The 17774-nt window shown below is 69.6% G+C and carries 12 protein-coding genes; 7 read left to right on the top strand and 5 right to left on the bottom strand.

Annotated elements, in window-relative coordinates; translation table 11 throughout:
- Positions 1–255 precede the first annotated feature (255 nt).
- From ACOOHF_RS15680 to ACOOHF_RS15670, 3 genes are read left to right on the top strand one after another with little or no spacing between them, the layout of a single operon-like run.
- Positions 256–1497 carry a TolC family protein gene (locus ACOOHF_RS15680; protein ID WP_420462376.1) on the top strand — a complete coding sequence of 414 codons (1242 nt, stop codon included), beginning with the start codon at positions 256–258 and terminating at the stop codon, positions 1495–1497.
- Entirely contained in the window at positions 1494–3023 is a 1530-nt protein-coding gene (locus ACOOHF_RS15675; RefSeq protein WP_420462375.1) for an efflux RND transporter periplasmic adaptor subunit, read from the top strand. Before ACOOHF_RS15680 ends, ACOOHF_RS15675 begins: the two co-directional genes overlap by 4 nt.
- Positions 3024–3033: 10 nt before the next feature.
- Complete coding sequence (locus tag ACOOHF_RS15670; RefSeq protein WP_420462374.1) at positions 3034–6171, top strand: efflux RND transporter permease subunit; 3138 nt, start codon at positions 3034–3036, stop codon at positions 6169–6171.
- A 32-nt stretch (positions 6172–6203) separates the two neighbouring features.
- On the opposite strand, the gene solA is transcribed toward ACOOHF_RS15670, so the two are convergent.
- Positions 6204–7334 (bottom strand): N-methyl-L-tryptophan oxidase, encoded by a 1131-nt coding sequence (gene solA / locus ACOOHF_RS15665; RefSeq protein ID WP_420462373.1) that lies wholly within the window; start codon positions 7332–7334, stop codon positions 6204–6206.
- A 19-nt stretch (positions 7335–7353) separates the two neighbouring features.
- Positions 7354–9144 (bottom strand): serine hydrolase domain-containing protein, encoded by a 1791-nt coding sequence (locus ACOOHF_RS15660; RefSeq protein ID WP_420462372.1) that lies wholly within the window; start codon positions 9142–9144, stop codon positions 7354–7356.
- Positions 9145–9274: 130 nt separating this feature from the next.
- On the opposite strand from ACOOHF_RS15660, the gene ACOOHF_RS15655 reads away from it, so the two are divergent.
- From ACOOHF_RS15655 to ACOOHF_RS15645, 3 genes are all read left to right on the top strand, one after another.
- Positions 9275–10783, top strand: coding sequence for a pyridoxal phosphate-dependent decarboxylase family protein (locus ACOOHF_RS15655; protein WP_419935757.1), 1509 nt, complete (start codon positions 9275–9277; stop codon positions 10781–10783).
- Positions 10784–10856: 73 nt separating this feature from the next.
- The gene (locus ACOOHF_RS15650; RefSeq protein ID WP_419935756.1) at positions 10857–12077 is read left to right on the top strand and encodes a sialidase family protein; all 1221 of its coding nucleotides are present in this window, start codon (positions 10857–10859) and stop codon (positions 12075–12077) included.
- A gap of 49 nt (positions 12078–12126) precedes the next feature.
- A complete protein-coding gene (locus ACOOHF_RS15645; RefSeq protein ID WP_419935755.1) occupies positions 12127–13680 on the top strand; it encodes a BCCT family transporter in 1554 nt (517 codons plus the stop codon).
- A 166-nt stretch (positions 13681–13846) separates the two neighbouring features.
- Here ACOOHF_RS15645 and ACOOHF_RS15640 read toward each other — a convergent pair whose 3' ends face one another.
- From ACOOHF_RS15640 to ACOOHF_RS15630, 3 genes are all read right to left on the bottom strand, one after another.
- Positions 13847–13972, bottom strand: coding sequence for a hypothetical protein (locus ACOOHF_RS15640; protein ID WP_419935754.1), 126 nt, complete (start codon positions 13970–13972; stop codon positions 13847–13849).
- Positions 13973–14176: 204 nt separating this feature from the next.
- On the bottom strand, positions 14177–14386 hold the full coding sequence (locus ACOOHF_RS15635; protein ID WP_419935753.1) for an alcohol dehydrogenase catalytic domain-containing protein: 210 nt from the start codon (positions 14384–14386) through the stop codon (positions 14177–14179).
- 18 nt (positions 14387–14404) lie between these two features.
- A complete protein-coding gene (locus ACOOHF_RS15630; RefSeq protein WP_420462371.1) occupies positions 14405–15757 on the bottom strand; it encodes a DUF6986 family protein in 1353 nt (450 codons plus the stop codon).
- Between the two features lie 174 nt (positions 15758–15931).
- Between ACOOHF_RS15630 and ACOOHF_RS15625 the strand changes: the two genes are divergently transcribed.
- Complete coding sequence (locus ACOOHF_RS15625) at positions 15932–17770, top strand: FAD-dependent oxidoreductase (protein ID WP_420462370.1); 1839 nt, start codon at positions 15932–15934, stop codon at positions 17768–17770.
- Positions 17771–17774: the final 4 nt, after the last annotated feature.

The following is a 17774-nucleotide window of genomic DNA, read 5'->3' as shown; positions in this document are numbered from 1 at the left end:
AGGGGGTTCGGCGACCGCCTTCAGAGCTTCTTCAGAAGCTTCCGAATGACGAACGCGGCGACGAGAATCGCGATCTTCCTCATGGTCTCCTTCTCCCTTCGCAGGGGGTGTGGACGCCAATGTGGAGCGTCCGAGCGTCGGCGAACAATACGGAGAGCTTCCGCGTAACGGTTTCAGTCGTGCTGCGACCGCGACCATATTCGAACGGTGACGAGACGGGGTCGGCCCGCTTTTCCGGGAGGTGTCATGCGAGTGATGGGGACCTTGACGCTGCTGCTGCTCGGGGGCGGGGCCGCCGTCCCGTACGGGGCGGTCGCCCAGGAGGCGGTCCAACGGATCACGCTCCCCGAAGCACTCGAGTCGTTTGCTCGCAACAGTCTCGGGCTGCGAATCGCGCGGGCCGAGTCGGCCGAGATCGCGGGAATGGCGCGCCAGGACCGGGCGTACGCGAACCCGATGCTGGTGGTGGGCCGCGAGTCGCTGGGCCACGCGGGCGCGGACTACTGGGAGACGACGGCGGGGCTGGTGCAGCAGGTGGAGTGGCCGGGCCGAACCGCTGCCCGGAGCCGGGTCGCCGCCCACGCGACCGATGGGGCGGCCGCCCGGTTCCGCGCGGATTCGATACGCTTGGCCTTCGAGGTGCGTGAGACGTACGCACGGACCTGGTACGACGAGGAGGCGGAGCGTGCCGTCGAGCAGGCCGCGTCCGTGATCCGGACGGTGGCCGAGGCCGCCGAGCGCCGCCTGGAGGCCGGAGATATCTCCGCCTACGAGGCGCGGCGGTTGCGGATCGAGCGCCTGCGGGTCGACCAGGATCTGGCCAACGCGGTACTCCGGGCCCGCGCCGCCCGCCGGGCGCTGGCCGCGCTTGTCGTTCCCGATGCCGAGGCGCGGGAGGTGGGCCCCGCGGAAGGGCTTGAAGGCGTCCCGCCGCCGGTCGCGCGTGGAGTCGCGCTGGACGCGGTGGCCGGGCGACCGGACCTCGAAGCGGCGGCGCGCGAGGTGGATGCGGCGGCAGCGGCGACGGCGGTGGCGGGCGCGGCCTGGGCCCCGCAGCCGACGCTGAATCTGGGCTACAAGGAACAGGCGGACGGGTTTTCCGGCGCGATATTCGGGGTGAACCTCCCGATTCCGTTCTTCGACCGGGGACGGGGAGGGCGGGATGGCGCCGCCGCGCGCGAATCCGCGGCGGTCCACCGGCTGGATCTTCGCCGCCGGCAGGCCGAGATCGACGTGCTGACCGCGTCCGATCTCTACGAGTCCGCCCGCGGCCGGCTCGAAGCCGTCGGCGACGACCTGTTCGCCGACGCGGACGCTCTTCTCGCGGCGGCGCGGGCGGCGTACGCGGAGGGAGAGATGACGCTGGTCGAGGTCCTGGACGCGGCGGACGCCTTTCGGGACGCCCGGCTGACGGCGCTCTCCCTTCGGGCCGGCGCATGGGTCGCCTACTACGATCTCCTGCGCGCCATGGGGCGGGCTCCGGAGGCGGAAGGATGAGGCCCGACGTCCGCTCGTCCCGGGCGGTGACCCGGGCGGCGACCCTCGCGGCGGTCCTCTGGAGCACCGGCTGCGGCTCGCCGGTCGCCGACGATGCGGCCGCGGCCGACCATTCCCACGCCGGAGGCGGCGTCGTCACGCACTGGACGGAAGTGCTCGAGCTCTTCGTCGAGTATCCGCCTCACGTGCGCGGGGTCGGGAGCGATCCGTGGGGTATCCACCTCACGTGGCTGGAGGACTGGAAGCCGGTGAGCGAGGGCCGCCTCACGCTGCTGTTGCGCGGGCCGGGCGGCGCCCGCGAGGAGATCGTGCTGCAGGCGCCGTCGGTGCCGGGCGTCTACAACCCGAGTCCGACCCTGCCCGAGACCGGAATCTGGCGCGCCGATCTGACGCTTTCGGCCCGGGGCGTCGAGCACGCGATCCCGGTGGGACAGCTGCAGGTCTTCGCCAGCGCGGAGGCCCTGCCGCACGACGTGGAGGTGCCGCCACCGGGGCTGATCGCATTCGCGAAGGAGCAGCAGTGGTCGATGCCGTTCGAGGTGGCCGTCGCGGACGAGCGGCGGATCCCCGGCTCGATCACCGCCACCGGGGAGATCGTGGCCCCCGGGAACGGTCTCGCGCACATCTCGACGCCCGTGGCGGGGCTCGTGCGGGTGCAGGGGCCGTCGCCGGTGCCCGGGGACGCGGTCCGGGCGGGGGAGACGCTGGCCCTGATCGCGCCTACGGATGTAGATGCCTCGTACGCGCGGATGCGCCATGACGTGGTGCGCGCCGAGCGGGAGGCGGCCCGGGCGGAGCGCCTGTTCGCGGCCGGCGCCATCGCCGAACGCCGCCTCGAGGAGGCCCGGCACGATCTCGAGCTGACGCTGGCGGCGTTCGAGACGATCGGCGGCGTGCGGGAGGGCGCGGATGGAGGCGGTCCCGATCCGAACGTCTACCGGCTCCAGAGCCCGATTCGCGGCGTCATCTCCGACCGCCGCGTGGCCCCCGGCCAGCACGTCGAGGTCGGGACGCACGCCTTCACCGTCGTAAACCCGGACACGCTCTGGTTCGTGGCTCGGGTCCCGGCCCGTCACGCCGAGGCGGTGAGCGCGGTGAGTGGCGCGTGGTTCACGGTCGAAGGGGCGTCGCACACACACACGGCCTCTCGCGTCGTCTCCGTGGGCACCGTCATCGATCCCGCGAGCCGGACTCTCCCCGTGCGCTTCGCCGTCTCCAACGCCGATGGCGAACTCAAGGTGGGGCTGCTGGCGGAAGGACACCTCATCCTCGGCGAACCGGTGGAAGGCGTGGCGGTTCCGACGCGGGCGATCGTGGATGAGGACGGGCTCTCCGTGGTCTACGTCAAGCTCGGCGGGGAGGCGTTCCAGCGCCGGGTCGTGGAAACCGGACCCTCGGACGGATCGTGGACGATCGTACTTTCGGGCGTGGCGAGGGGGGAACAGGTCGTCGCGGAGGGCGCCTACCAGGTGAGGCTGGCGTCGCTCGGAGAAGCAGAGATCTCTGATCACGGACATCCGCACTGAGGCCGCCCGGATGAACGCTCCCGGGCACATGGGTCTCCTCGACCGGCTGGTCGACGCCTCGCTGCAAAACCGCTTTCTCGCCGTGTGCGCGGCGGTCGTCGTCCTCGGGAGCGGGAGCTGGGTCGCGGCCAACCTGCCCGTCGATGTCTTCCCGGACCTCACGGCGCCCACCGTGACCGTGCTCACCGACGCGCACGGGTTGGCGCCAGAAGAGGTCGAGAGCCTCATCACCTTCCCGATCGAGACGGCGGTGAACGGTGCGGCCGGTGTGCGCCGGGTCCGATCGAGTTCGGCCCACGGGATCAGCATCGTGTGGGTGGACTTCGACTGGGGCACGGACATCCTGCGCGCGCGCCAGATCGTGAACGAGCGCCTGCAGCTCGCCGCCGGCCAGCTGCCGGAGGACGCGGGCGTCCCCGTGCTCGCCCCCGTGAGTTCGATCATGGGCGAGATCCTGCTCGTGGGGATTAGCGCGCCGCCCGCGCAGCTCATGGAAGCGCGGAGCCTGGCCGACTGGACAGTGCGCCGCAGGCTGCTGGCCGTGCCGGGGGTCTCCCAGGTGATCCCGATCGGCGGGGAAGTCCGGCAGTACCAGGTCCTGGTCCATCCCGAGCGGCTGCTCGCCTACCGGGTGGGGCTCGACCAGGTGCTGGAGGCCGCGGCCGCCTCGAACCGGAACGCGTCGGGGGGCGTGTATCGCTCCGGCGGTCGCGAGATCCTCATCCGCGGCATCGGGCGAGCGCGCGACCTGGAGGAGATCGGCCTCGCCGTGGTGGCGGTGCGGGATGGCGTCCCGGTCCTCCTCGAAGACATCGCCGATATGCGGATCGGTCCCGCCGTGCGCCTCGGCACCGCCTCCGTGAACGCGGAACCCGCCGTCATCCTCTCCATCCAGAAGCAGCCCGACGCGAACACCCTCGAACTCACCGAGCGAATCGACGCCGAGCTGGACGCGCTCGAGGCGGACCTGCCCGAGGGGGTCGCGTTCGAACGCACCATCTTCCGGCAGGCCGACTTCATCTCGCTCGCCCTGAAGAACGTGACCACGGCCCTCCGCGACGGCGCCCTGCTGGTCGTCGCGATCCTCCTGCTCTTCCTCTGGGACGCTCGGACGACGGCGATCTCGGTGCTCGCGATCCCGCTCTCGCTCGGCCTCGCCATCCTCGCGCTGCGGCTGCTCGGGGGCACGATCAACACGATGACGCTGGGGGGGATGGCCATCGCCATCGGCGCTCTGGTGGACGACGCGATCATCGTGGTCGAGAACGTGCACCGCCGCCTGCGCGAAGACCGCTGGCTCCCCCCGGAGCAGCGCCAATCCCCGTTCGAACTCATCCGCCGCGCCGCGCGCCAGATCCGGGATCCGATCCTCGACGCGACCGTCATCATCTCGATCGTATTCGTCCCCCTCTTCTTCCTGTCCGGCGTCGAGGGACGCATGCTCCGGCCGCTCGGCCTGGCGTACATCGTGAGCATCCTCTCATCGCTCCTCGTCGCGGTCACGGTGACGCCGGCGCTGTGCCACATCCTCCTGCCGGACGACCGGGCGCTCGACAGGAAGCGCGAGCCGTGGCTGATGCGCCGGATCGAGCAGGCGTACCGGCCGCTTCTGGATTGGGCCCTCCGGCGGTCGGGTCCGGTGTTGGTCGGTGCCGTCGTCCTGCTGGCGGGTACGCTGGCCGTGTTCCCCCTGCTGGGCCGCTCGTTCCTGCCCGAGTTTCAGGAGGGCGCGCTGACCGTGTCCGTGGTGAGCCCGCCAGGCACCTCGCTGCAGGAGTCCGATGCCATCGGCACCCGCGTGGAGCGCCAACTGCTGGCGCACCCGGCCGTCGTCTCCACCTCGCGGCGCACGGGCCGGGCCGATCTCGACGAGCATGCCCAGGGCGCCAACGCCTCCGAGATCGACGTGCCGCTCGACCTGTCGGAGCACGAACTGGCGGACGTCATGGCCGCGCTGCGGGACGATCTCGCCGGGCTCCCCGGGACCAACGTCACGATCGGCCAGCCGATCGGGCACCGCATCGATCACATGCTGTCGGGGACGCGGGCCGCCATCGCCGTCAACCTGTTCGGGCCCGACCTCCAGCGGCTGCGCGAACTCGCGGGCGAGATCGAGACGGTCGCCACGAGTGTGGCAGGGTTGGTGGACATTGCCGTCGAGCGGCAGGCCGAGATCCCGCAGCTCCAGATCCGGGCCGACCGCCGGGCCATGGCGCGGTACGGCGTCACGCCGGGAGCGATGGCGGCGGCCGTGGACGTCGCCTTCCAGGGGGAGGAGGTGTCGCTCATCCGGGAAGGGGACCGCGCCTTCGACCTCGTGGTTCGCTACGCGGACGAACACCGGACGAACCCGGAGGCGATCGGCGGCACGCTGATGACGACTCCGGCGGGGGCCACGGTGCCGTTGTCGCAACTGGCGTCGATCGAGCCGGCGCGGGGGCCCAATACGATCAGCCGCGAGAACGTCCAGCGTAAGATCGTCGTGAGCGCCAACGTCGCGGGGCGCGACGTGGGCGGGGCCGCGGAGGAACTGCAGGCGCGCGTCGGGGCGGAGGTCGCGCTGCCGCCGGCCTATCATGTCGAGTACGGAGGACAGTTCGAGAGCGGCCAGGAGGCCACGCGGCGGATTACGATCCTGTCGCTGTTCTCGATCGCCGCGATCTTCCTCATCATGTTCCGCACCTTCCGGAGTGCCCGGATCGCCGCGCTCCTCATGGTCAACCTCCCCCTGGCGCTGGCGGGAGGCGTGCTCGCCGTCTTCCTCATCGGCGGGACGGTGAACATCGCGACGCTCGTCGGGTTCATCACCCTGTTCGGGATCGCCGTCCGCAACGGGATCCTGCTCGTGAGCCGCTACCAGGATCTCCGCGGGGACGGCCACGCGCTCATCGAGAGCATCCGGCGCGGTTCGATGGAGCGGCTGAGTCCGATCCTGATGACGGCCTCGACGGCGGGCCTCGCCCTCATCCCGCTGGCGCTGGGCCTCGGCGAACCCGGCAAGGAGATTCAGGCGCCGCTGGCGGTCGTCGTCCTGGGGGGGCTCCTCACGTCCACCACGCTGAACATGGTCGTCGTCCCGGCCCTCTTCCTGCGCTTCGCCGGGGGAGGCTCAACGGTCCGTGATCGTTCGGGAAGCAACCCGAGCTGACAACCCGAACCCATGAACGTCTCCCCGGCATTCTAGCGGCGCTCGCTTCGGAAACGGGCGGCGGAGAAGGGGGACAGTTCGTGGCGGGGCGGTACGTCCGTCAGGAGATCCGCCATGAACGCCCCAAGGATCGGCGCGAACTTGAATGCGTGGCCCGACCCGCCGGCGAACACCACGACCCGGGGATGGTAGGGGTGGCGGTCGAGGATGAAGTTCTCATCGGGCGTGTTCGTGTAGAGGCAGACGGAAGCGTGGACGAGAGGTCCGGCCGCTCCCGGGGCGTATCGCGCGAAGAGCCGTCGTAGCGCCTCCGTCTCGGAATCCCCGACCTCGCGGTCCACCCGGTCCACTTCGGTCCCGCGTCCGGCCTGAAAATGCATCCCCGCCTTGAGCCCGCGCGCCGTCGGAGGGAAGCCGTACCAGGTCCCCTCCCGGTCGAGTTCCCACACCCAGGCGGGTCCGTCGGCGAGTGCTGGAGCATGGGCTCCGGCGGGCTCGAACCAGTACTGTACCGTCCGCTCCACCTCGAGTGGAAGCCCGAGTTCGGGCACCAGCCGCGACGTCCAGGCTCCCGCGGCGATGGCGAGGCGGCGAGCGCGGTACTCCGCCCGCTCCGTGCCGATCCGGACGCCGGATGCGGAGGCGGACCACTCGACTACCGGCTCGTCGAAGCGAAGATCCGCCGCGGAAGCCGCCTCCAGAGTCGCTTCGAGACAGGCCTCCAGCGAGAGGACGGCGGCCCCCGGCTCGTAGATGCTGATCGTCCCGGGATCGGGCCGCAGCCAGGGGAAGCGCTCGGCCACCTCCTGCACGGAGAGCGAGACGCAGTCGGTGCCGCCTCGCGTCACGCTCGCGAGCGGGTGCCCCGCAAGGACGCGGCCGTCTTCGGGCCCCATCATGAGGGCTCCCGCCGTCCGGAGCAGCGTCCTGCCGGAGGTGCGCTCGAGGCGTCTCCAGCGCGCGTAAGCATCGCGGCCCAGAGGGACGTAGGGCGACCCGTGATACCACGCCTCCCGGATCATCCGCGTGTCGCTGTGCGCCGAACCCATGGTGTGGGGCGGGCGATACCGATCGAAGCCGACGACCGAGTGCCCCCTCCGGACGAGTTCCGCCGCGGTGGCGCTCCCGATGGCTCCGAGTCCGGCGACGGCAAAGTCGTACATGTGGCGACCGCGCGGCGGCTCAGCCTCCGATTCTCGGGAAGGTCAGGCGTTGGCCCGCCTCCACGATCGAGACGGCGCTGGCCGCGCGGTCCTGGATGTCGAATATGAGTTGCACCGCCGAACCGTGCAGCAGGAACGCGATCGGCGACTGCGGAAGCAGCCGGAAGGCCTCCTCGCCCGTACGGCCGGCCAGGAGGACGCCGTCCTCGAGGGTGACGGTCAGCGTGGTGGCGGGGTCGATGCGGTACTCGCCCGTGAGAGGCGCCAGTTGTTCCGGATCCCGGGTGACGACCGGAAGCCGGAGGGCGAGATCGGGCTCCACGTCGAGTTCGGCCAGCCGCCCCAGCAACTCGGGCATGCCCGGATTGTAGGTGAGCGCCGCCTCGATGTGGGCCGCCGCCGCTGCGGCATCCCCCGCCTCCTCGTGAAGTTCGGACAGTGCGAACCGGATCCCGGGCGCCTCCGGCGTCCCCGCCACGTAACGCTCGAGGATCGCGATCGCAGTACCCGGATCTTCCTCGCGGAAGTGGCCAGCCAGCATCAGGATCTGCCGGGGAGAGTAGTCGTAGTCGTCGGGGCGCGTGCGGTGCCAGTTCTCGAACCGGGACATCGCGGCCTCGACGCCCCCCGACACGATGATCGGGAGGAGCCGCTCTGCGATCGAGGGTTTCGGAGCCGCGGCTTCGAGCCCCCAGAGGACGCTCGTCAGACCCTCCACGATCGGTCGCAGGTCCGAGGACGTGTTGTCGAGGAGGACGATGAGACGCCGATGGTCCGGGAAGATGCGAAGATGAGAAGAAAAGCCGAAGATGCCACCCGAGTGTTCGATCACCCGCACACTCTCCTCGTTTCCGATCTCCCGCGTCCGTACGACGACTCCGTACCCGTATGACTCCAGGTCCGGCGTCATCATCCGGCGCAGCGTGGCCGAATCCCGGAACAGGCCACCTGCGGCGCCCGCCGCCAGGCTATCGGCCGCGGCGCCGGCGTCCCCCTGGTTCGTGTAGCGCAGCGCGTCAGCCCACCGGGCGAGATCTCCGACCGTCGAGTAGAGCATCCCGGCGGAGTAGGGAACCGACGGGTCGATCCGTCGCGCCGGGCGGTAGCCGACGAGGTCGCGGGTGTGTCCCGCCGCGTGACGCGTCGGCGGCGCTAACGTGTGGTCGTATCCTGTATCGCCAAGTTCCAGCGGTTCGAGCACATAGGTCTCGAGCGCCTCATCATAGCTAAGCCCGGTGACGCGCTCCGCGATCCAGCCGAGCAGCACGTAGCCCGAGTTCGAGTACTCGAAGTCCGTGCCCGGTTCGAAGGAGAGGGGTTCCTCCCACGTCAGCGCCAGGATCTCGCCCGGCGAGTGGGGCACCTCGGCGCTCGACTCCATGAACCCCGGCATGTTCGTGTAGCTCGGCAGGCCCGAAGTGTGCGTGAGCAGTTGGTGGAGTGTGATCCGGTCCCCGTTCGCGGGCGGGTACTCCCCGATGTAGTGGCTGACCGGATCCTCGACCCGGAGGAGTCCCTCTTCCTCCAGTCTCAGGATGAGCGCGGCCGTGAACTGCTTGGTCAGCGAGGCGACGCGGAAGCGGGTGACCGCGGAGTTGGCGACGACGCCCGCGAGGTCGGTCGGGCCGAAAGCGCCCTCGAACAGGACCTCTCCTTCGTCGACGATGAGCGCCGCTCCATTGAAGAGCCGCAGGTCGTGGAAGGATCGCAGGTAGGCGCCCGCCCGGTCCGCGCGCGCCTGGGCCTGCACACCCGACGCGAGCGCGACGGCGAGCGCCGCCGCCAGCCAGCTTCTTCGAAGCGGATACACCCGGGATCCTCCGGCTACCGTTCCCATTTGAGCTACGCCGTCCCGGACCGTCTCGGGGCGCGCCCGACATCCTACAGCGAAGACGGCAAGAAAGCTCGCGCCACCCGATGGGAAGGGATAGGATCGCATCATGCGCCCGATCTCAAGTCGGCAGCGGTCCCGGATTCTCGAACTGGAGGACGCGGCCCGGCCGCTCGAACCCGATGCGGGCGAGCGCGACCGGCTCATGGGACAGGTGCATGCGTACGTCCAGCGGCTCCTCCATGAGCTGCCGGACCGGCCGGCCTACAACATCGACAAGTCCGCGGTCGCGGCTCTCCGGGAACTTCCCCCCGGACGCGCGACACTGCCGATCGAACCGCTCCTCGAACGCATCGACGAGTCGGTCGTGCGGCCCGGGCTTCTGCCGTCGCACGGCGGACATCTCGGCTACGTGCCGGGTGGCGGGATCTACGCGTCGTCGCTCGGCGACTACCTCGCGGCCGTGACGAACGAGTACGCGGGCGTCCGTTTCACGGGACCGGGATCCGTCGAGATGGAGGACCTGATCCTCGACTGGATGGCGTCGCTCGTCGGATTTCCCGAGGGTTCGGACGGCAACCTCGCCTCGGGCGGCTCGATCGCCAGCCTGATCGCGGTGGTCACGGCCCGGGAAGCGGCCGGGCTCCGGGCCCGGGACTACGAGCGAGCCGTCGTCTACGCTTCCGCCCACGCCCACCATTGCCTGCACAAGGCGATCCGGGTAGCCGGCATGGGGGAAGCCGTCCGGCGCGAAGTCGCGCGCGACGGCCACTTCCGGCTGTGCCCGGACTCCCTCGCCGAACTCGTCGCGGCGGACCGCGCCCGGGGACTCCGGCCTTGGCTCGTCCTCGGATCGGCGGGCACCGCGGACACCGGCGCGGTCGATCCGCTCGCCCGCATCGCGGAGGTGTGCGAGCAGGAGGGTCTCTGGTTCCACGTCGACGCCGCCTACGGGGGCTTCTTCGCGCTCGTCGAGGCGTGCCAGCCGTTGCTCGCCGGCATGGAGCGGGCGGATTCGCTGGTCCTCGATCCCCACAAGGGGATGTTCCTCCCGTACGGCACCGGCACTGTCCTCATCCGCGACGGCGAGGCGCTCCAGGACGCGCACGCCTACTACGCCAGTTACCTGCAGGACACGGTCGAGTCCGAGTGGGGAGGTCGCTCGCCCGCCGCCGTCTCTCCGGAACTCACGAAGCACTTCCGCGGGCTCCGGGTGTGGTTGCCGCTCCTCCTGTATGGGGAGGCTCCGTTTCGGGCCTGCCTCGAGGAGAAACTCGAACTCGCCCGATACTTCCACCGCGAGGTCGCGGCGCTCGGGTTCGAGGTCGGCCCGGAGCCGCAGCTCACCGTCGTGACCTATCGCTGGGTGCCGGAGTCGGGGGACGCGAACGCGTTCAACCAGGCGCTCGTGGAAGAGACGCACCGGGATGGGCGGGTCTTCCTCTCGTCGACGACCATCGACGGGACGTTCGTGCTCCGGATGGCGGCGCTCGCGTTCCGCACGCACCTCCATACGATCGACCTGGCGCTCGAGGTCCTTCGGGCCGCCGTAGAAAGGCTCGAGGCTCACCCCGAGAGGTGGCGCCCCCGGGTAACGGCCGGCAAGGGGCGGGGCTGACGGCGGCTCCTGTACCAGTTCTCATGGCACGGCTGGACGCGTATCATACCCGCTAACCAGCGGTGGAGAAGAGATGAAGCCTGATCGCACGAAATTCCTGCCTTTCGTCATGGCCGCCGTTCTGTGCGGGTGCGCCGCCGACGTGGAGCGACGCACGTCGCTGACGCCGGGAGATGTCGAGTTCGAACGGCCGCCCGGTAGCGGGGAGCCCCATCTCTCGCCGGGCGCGGAGGGTCGCGCCGTGCTGACCTGGATCGAGCCGGACGGAGAGGCCAGCGCGCTGCGCCTGGCGATCCGCGACGGCGACGGGTGGTCGGCCCCGCGCACGGTGCGAGCCACGGATCAACTGTTCGTCAACTGGGCGGACTTCCCCTCATCGGTCGAGATGCCGGACGGTACGATCGCGGTTCACTGGCTGGAGAAGGTCGCCGAAGCGCCGTACGCCTACCACGTGATGCTTGCGCTGTCCTCGGACGGGGGGAACACATGGAGTGAGCCCGTGCGCGCGCATGACGATGCGTCTCCGACGGAACACGGTTTCGTGTCGATGGTGCCTTGGCGGGACGGGGCGGGGCTCGCGTGGCTCGACGGCCGCGCGATGCTTCCGGATCCCGAGAGCGGCGCGCGCGGCGCCATGTCCGTCCGCTTTCGCACGCTTGCACCCGATGGCCATCTGGGGCCCGAGGTTCTGCTCGACGACCGGACGTGCGAGTGCTGCCAGACCGCTCTGGCCCGCGTGAACGAAGGCCTGGTCGCCGCCTACCGCGACCGGAGCGAATCGGAAGTCCGCGACATCTCCGTCGTTCGCGGGGCGGGGGAGCAGTGGACCGACCCCGCGCCGCTGTCGACCGACGGCTGGACGATCCCGGGCTGCCCGGTGAACGGACCGCAGCTGAGTGGAAACGAGCAGGCGCTCGCCTCGGCGTGGTACACGGGGGTCGGCGGCGCGCCCCGGGTGCACGTCGCGTTCTCGGACGACGGCGGCGCGACCTTTGGCCCGGGCATCCGGATCGACGAGGGCCTGCCCTTGGGCCGGGTGGACATCGAGCGCCTCGACGACGGCTCGGCGGTGGCCGTGTGGCTGGAAGCGTCGGACGATGCCCCGCGGGTCCTCGCCCGCCGCGTGTGGCCGGACGGGTCCATGGAGGCCACGGTGCTCGTCTCCGAGACCGCCGGTGAACGCTCGAGCGGATTCCCCCGCATGGTGCGCCTCGCCGACGAATTGCTGATCGCGTGGACGCTCGCGACCGACGAGGGTGGCGTGCGCGTGCGGAGCGTGCGGCTCTCCGGCTGACCCGGGGGACGAGTCGCGGTCGGCCGCGGCGGCCCGCTGACGAGACCCTATGACCGAGATCGCGAAGACCGACTACAAGCTGGGTCAGGACAACGTTCGGGTTCTCGGCCTCGACATCCACAATCCGGTCTTCGTCGTCTCCAGCCTCGCCATCATCGCGTTCGTGGCCGGGGTACTGGCATTCCAGGCCAGGGCGACGGCCGGCTTTGGGGCGTTGCGCGCGTGGCTCCTCCCGACGTTCGACTGGGTGTTCATGGGCGCGGGCAACTTCTTCGTACTCTTCTGCCTGCTCCTGGTGGTGACGCCGCTTGGCCGCGTTCGCCTGGGTGGCGCGGATGCCCGGCCGAACTATTCTCGATCGAGTTGGTTCGCGATGCTGTTTGCCGCCGGGGTGGGCATCGGCCTGATGTTCTTTGGGGTGTCGGAGCCGGTGGAGCATTTTCTGCAACCGCCGCTCGGGCTCGAGGCGGCCGGCCCGGCGGCAGCGCGCCTCGGCATGGCCGGCGCCATCTACCATTGGGGCATCCATGGGTGGGCCATCTACGCGGTGGCGGCGCTGTCGATCGCCTTCGCCTCGTACAACCTTGGACTGCCGATGACGCTCCGGTCGGCGTTCTATCCGCTCCTGGGGGAGGCGGTTTGGGGCCGGATCGGCCACGGCATCGACATTCTCGCCGTCTTCGCCACGCTCTTCGGGCTGGCCACGTCGCTCGGCCTGGGCGCTCAACAGTTGGCGGCGGGGCTGGCCCACCAGTGGGGCACGCCGACGACCAACACCACCCAGGTCCTGCTGATCGCCGGCATCACCGCCATGGCGCTGACGTCGGTTATCAGCGGGATGGAGAAGGGGGTCAAGCGGCTGAGCGAAGCCAACCTGTGGCTCGCCCTGTTGCTGCTGGCGTTTGTGCTGACGGTCGGCCCTACGCTCGACATCGCCACCCGCACCGTGACCAGCCTCGCCGATTATCTCGCAGCGATCGGACCGCTCAGCAACTGGTTGGGCCGCGAGGACCTCGACTTCATGCACGGCTGGACGATCTTCTACTGGGCCTGGTGGATCTCGTGGTCCCCCTTCGTGGGCTTGTTCATCGCCCGAATCTCGCGCGGCCGGACGGTGCGCGAACTGATCGCCTGCATGCTGATCATCCCGACGCTGACTATCGCGATCTGGATGAACGCCTTCGGCGGGACTGCGGTATCGCAGTACGTCGACCGCGGTGATCTCGACGTGATCACGGCCGTGCAGGGGCAGCAGCCGGAGCTTGCCCTGTTCGCGCTGCTGGAGTCGCTGCCGCTTGCGAACGTGACGGCGGTCATCGGTCTCGTGCTCATCGTGGTGTTCTTCGTCACCTCCTCCGACTCCGGATCGCTGGTTATCGACACCATCACCGCCGGCGGCAAGCTGGACGCGCCGGTCGCCCAGCGCGTGTTCTGGTGCGTCTTCGAGGGGCTGGTCACCGTCGCACTGCTGCTCGGCGGCGGCCTCGTGGCCGCACAGGCGGCCATCACCGCCGCCGGACTACCTTTCACGCTGGTGCTGCTCGCCCTGTGCTACAGCACCTGGAAGGGGCTACGCGCGGCACAAACAGGCCGGGCCAGCTAACCCGCTTCAGGCAGCCACAACGATGTTTGAGTCGAGATTCCGACGGCCACGCCGCGCCACCCTCCCCGGCGGGGTGCGAAGGAGCGAGGAGTCGATGCGACCATCGCGCCTGAGTGCGGTCCAGGCCCCAGTGGTTGTCACCCCGGTGGCGGTGAGTAACGACGCGTTAGCCGGCTTGGGCCACATAGGCTGCCCAATCGGCCATCAGCCGACGACGCCGCTCGACCAGGTCCGAGCCCCGGTAGGCCGCCTCGATCTGGTTGCGGACCTTGTGTGCCAGTGCCGCCTCCACCACCTCGCCAGCATCTCGATCTCCCCGCGGCGGAGGGCCGAGAGGGCAGGCGCGAACGGTCCGCACCGCGATCCGAGAAGGTGAATCTCATCTACGACAATAGATGAGATATCCAATGATAAATCGTTTTGGTATATGCTCTTGAGTATGATCGTCCCACCCGGACGAACGACTCTCATAGCGCTCTCGAACCCGTCCGGGAACTCAGCAGCGGGCCGGACCTTCCTCGACCACGCCCACGAACTCGTGCCCGGGAACCCCCTCGAACTTCCGATATCCCCGTATCAGTTCCAGGTCCGTCCCGCAGATGCCCGCCACGAGGACCCGCACCACGACCTTGCCGAAACCGGCCGCGGCGCACGGAAGGTCGTCCCGCACCCGGAGGCTTCCTCTCTCCAGCCACGCGCCGATCACCAGGCGGTCACGCGCCGATCATGCTCCGCGCCGCTCGAGGATGGTGCGGAAGGAGCGGGTTTCGAGTTCCTCCAGCGACAGACCCGACTTCGCTATGTCTTCGGTAGTCAGGGCGCCGCTCGCGAGGCCGCGCAGGAAGAAGTTCAGGAGTCCCTGTCCGGACGCCTCGTCGTCAAACACCGATCCGGTGAGGATGGCCTGTCCCGCGCCGGCCACGAAGCGCTCGAGGCGACGCGCCGTCGCGTCGAGTCCCTCCAGGAAGAAGGAGAAGACCGCGGCATAGCGCGATATCAACTGCGCCGGGTGCAGATCCCAGCCCTGGTAGTAGCCCTGGGCCAGCGAGCGCCGGACGTCGGCGTAGTGGCGGCGCCAGGCGTCGTGCACGGCGGCCTGATTCTCCGCGCCCTCGGCCTCGGAGAGGGAGGTGCCTCCGCGATGCGGCTCCACCGGCAGGAGGTTCGTCGCGCCGTCCGCAAGCTGCACGCCGGTCTCCGCGAGGGAGAGCTTGAGGATCTGCCGCGCCACATCGCACAACGGGTGGTCCAGCGTCTGCTCCTCCGCCGCGACCGCCGCCGCCCCCGTGAGGTCGTAGGCCCCGAGGTGTGCGGTCCGGCAGCGTCCGCCGGCCGCTTCCACGAGACCGGGCGGCGCCGCCCCACCTCCGGGCCCGACGAGCGACTGCGGCGTCTCGATCATGATCTCGATCGTGACCGCGCCCGCCTCCAGCCCCAGCTTCTCCTCCAGCCGGTCGAGCGCGCGCGCGAGTGCGGTCACCTGCTCGGGACACACGATCTTGGGGAGGAGGACGAAGAAACCGTCCGGAAGGGACCCGCCGGCGTCGGCGAGGGCGGTCAGGAAGAGGTCCAGCGTCCGGAGCGCCCGCCCTCCCGTGACGCCCGCGAGGGGCTTGATGCGGATGCCGAGAGAGGGAGGCAGGCTCCCCGCGGCGACCCCTGCCGCCGTCTCGTGCGCCGCCGCGACCGCCGCCGCGTCCTCCTCTTCCTCCGGGCGGGCGCCGAAGCCATCCTCGAAGTCGATCAGGAAGCTCTCGACGGGCTCGCGCTCGAGCTTGCCTCGCAGGCGCTGGTGTACGACCCCGGCGAGCCCGGGGGACCACGCGCCGCCGAGCGCATCGGCCAGGGCGGCCGGGTCGCCCGCATACCGGTCGAGATACCCGCGCGCGATCCGCCCGAGCTTCGCGGCCGTGTCGCGGCGGAACAGGTGTGCGCCACCCGCGACCGTATGCACGGGCTGCCGCGATTCCGGGACCCCGGGGTACCGGTCATGGTGGTCGGCGAGTGCCGCCTCGAGGCCTCCGAGGGCCCGCAGGATCTCTCCTTCGGAGAGGGACAGGCGAGGTCGTTTTCTCATCGGTGCAACTTTCGCGCTCCCGGGGCGTTGCAGCAACGAGGCGGAGCGGCACTCCCGGGAAACTGGCGACAGGTCGTCTCGTCCCCTACGATTGCAAGCGGTTCATCTCACCAAGTGACTCGCGGGTCGGGGAGCCGTGGGGCCTGGCGGGCGGGGTCGGCCCGAGGAGAGACGGTGGAGCCAACAAACGTCGAGCATCCCGACTACTACCATAAGGTCGTGGATTGCCAGTGGGCGTGTCCGGCCCACACCAACGTACCGGGCTATATCCGCCTCATCGCGCAGGAACGGTACGACGACGCCTACATGCTCAACTGGGAGTCGAACGTCTTCCCGGGCATCCTCGGCCGGACGTGCGATCGCCCATGCGAGCCCGCCTGCCGCCGCACACGCGTCGAAGACAAGCCGGTGGCGATCTGCCGCCTGAAGCGGGTCGCAGCCGATCTTCGGGGCGACGTCACCCCGCGCTTCCCGACCATCCCCGTGCGCAAGAACGGGAAGAAGATCGCCTGCGTGGGGTCGGGTCCGGCGTCACTGACCGTCGCCCGCGACCTCATGCCGCTCGGCTACGAGGTCACGATCTTCGAGAAGAACGACCGTCCCGGCGGGCTCATGTGGACGAACATCCCGCAGTTCCGCCTGCCTCCCGAAGTCCTGTGGGAAGAGATCGACTACATCCTCGACATGGGCGTGGACATCCGCTATAACGCGCCCGTCGAGAGCATGAAGTGGCTCCTGGAGCAGGGGTTCGACGCCATCTTCGTCGGTTCGGGCGCCCCGCGCGGCAAGGAACTGCGCCTGCCGGGGCGGTACGACACCGACCACATCTACATCGGCATCGACTGGCTCGAATCCGTGGCCTTCGGGCACACGAACTCGATCGAGGAGAACGTGCTCGTCATCGGGGTCGGGAACACGGCCATGGACTGCTGCCGGACGTCGAAGCGCATCGGCGGCACCGACGTCAAGGTCATGGCCCGCAAGTCGAAATCGTACTTCAAGGCGTCGTCCTGGGAACTGGAGGACGCGCAGGAAGAACTGGTGGACATCGTCGAGAACCACTCGCCCACGGAGTTCGTGGTCGAGGACGGCGTCCTCAAGGGGATGAACTTCGACATCGTCGAATGGAACGAGAACGACGACGGCCGCCTCGTGGCGACCAAGCTCGACGAGGCGTTCTTCCCGGCCGATGCCGTGATCCTCGCCATCGGCCAGGAGACCGCGTTCCCCTGGATCGAGGACGACGCGGGGATCGAGTTCAACAAGTGGCGCGAGGCCGTCGTCGACCGGAAGACCTTCATGTCGACGCGGGAGGGCGTGTTCTTCGGCGGTGACGCGGCGTGGGGCCCCGAGAACATCATCTGGGCGGCCGAGCACGGGCACCAGGCGGCCATCTCCATCCACGCCTACTGCCACGGGGAGGATCTCCACAGGCGGCCGCCGGACCGCATGAACCTCGTCAGCGCGAAGATGGGTCTCCACGAGTGGAGCTACTCGAACGACTACGAGTACGCGGAGCGGCGCAAGATGCGGCACGTCCGCCTCGAGAAGCGGCTCCAGAGCATCGAGACGGAAGTCGAGGAGGGCTTCGACCTCGAGCAGACGCTCAAGGAGGTCGAGCGCTGCCTGAACTGCGACATTCAGACGCACTTCACGGGGAGCCTGTGCATCGAGTGCGACGCCTGCATCGACATCTGTCCCCTGAATTGTCTGACGATCACCCACAACGGCGAGGAAGCCGAACTTCGAACGCGACTGCTCGCGCCGGCAGAGAACCTGGAGCAGGATCTGTACGTCTCCGGGCCGCTGCCCCATACGGCTCGCGCCATGGTGAAGGACGAGGACCTGTGCATCCACTGCGGGTTGTGCGCGGAACGCTGCCCGACGGCGGCGTGGGACATGCGGACGTTCGATCTGCTCAAGCCCTACGCGGGACAGGACGCCGACCATCCCTACTCGGGGATGGGGATCGAGGCCATGGCTCCCGGCGGCTTCGTGCAGGCGGCGCCCTGACGCC

Source organism: Candidatus Palauibacter sp. (assembly GCF_965216145.1).
Taxonomy (GTDB): domain Bacteria; phylum Gemmatimonadota; class Gemmatimonadetes; order Palauibacterales; family Palauibacteraceae; genus Palauibacter.
The sequence above is the reverse complement of the archived record's forward strand: the minus strand, read 5'-3'. Positions and strand labels throughout refer to the sequence as shown.

Bases quoted from the DNA above. Each gene is read 5' to 3' on its own strand.
- ACOOHF_RS15680 (WP_420462376.1), top strand. From the start codon at position 256: ATGGGGACCTTGACGCTGCTGCTGCTCGGGGGCGGGGCCGCCGTCCCG.
- ACOOHF_RS15675 (WP_420462375.1), top strand. From the start codon at position 1,494: ATGAGGCCCGACGTCCGCTCGTCCCGGGCGGTGACCCGGGCGGCGACC.
- ACOOHF_RS15670 (WP_420462374.1), top strand. From the start codon at position 3,034: ATGAACGCTCCCGGGCACATGGGTCTCCTCGACCGGCTGGTCGACGCC.
- solA (WP_420462373.1), bottom strand. From the start codon at position 7,334: ATGTACGACTTTGCCGTCGCCGGACTCGGAGCCATCGGGAGCGCCACC.
- ACOOHF_RS15655 (WP_419935757.1), top strand. From the start codon at position 9,275: ATGCGCCCGATCTCAAGTCGGCAGCGGTCCCGGATTCTCGAACTGGAG.
- ACOOHF_RS15650 (WP_419935756.1), top strand. From the start codon at position 10,857: ATGAAGCCTGATCGCACGAAATTCCTGCCTTTCGTCATGGCCGCCGTT.
- ACOOHF_RS15645 (WP_419935755.1), top strand. From the start codon at position 12,127: ATGACCGAGATCGCGAAGACCGACTACAAGCTGGGTCAGGACAACGTT.
- ACOOHF_RS15630 (WP_420462371.1), bottom strand. From the start codon at position 15,757: ATGAGAAAACGACCTCGCCTGTCCCTCTCCGAAGGAGAGATCCTGCGG.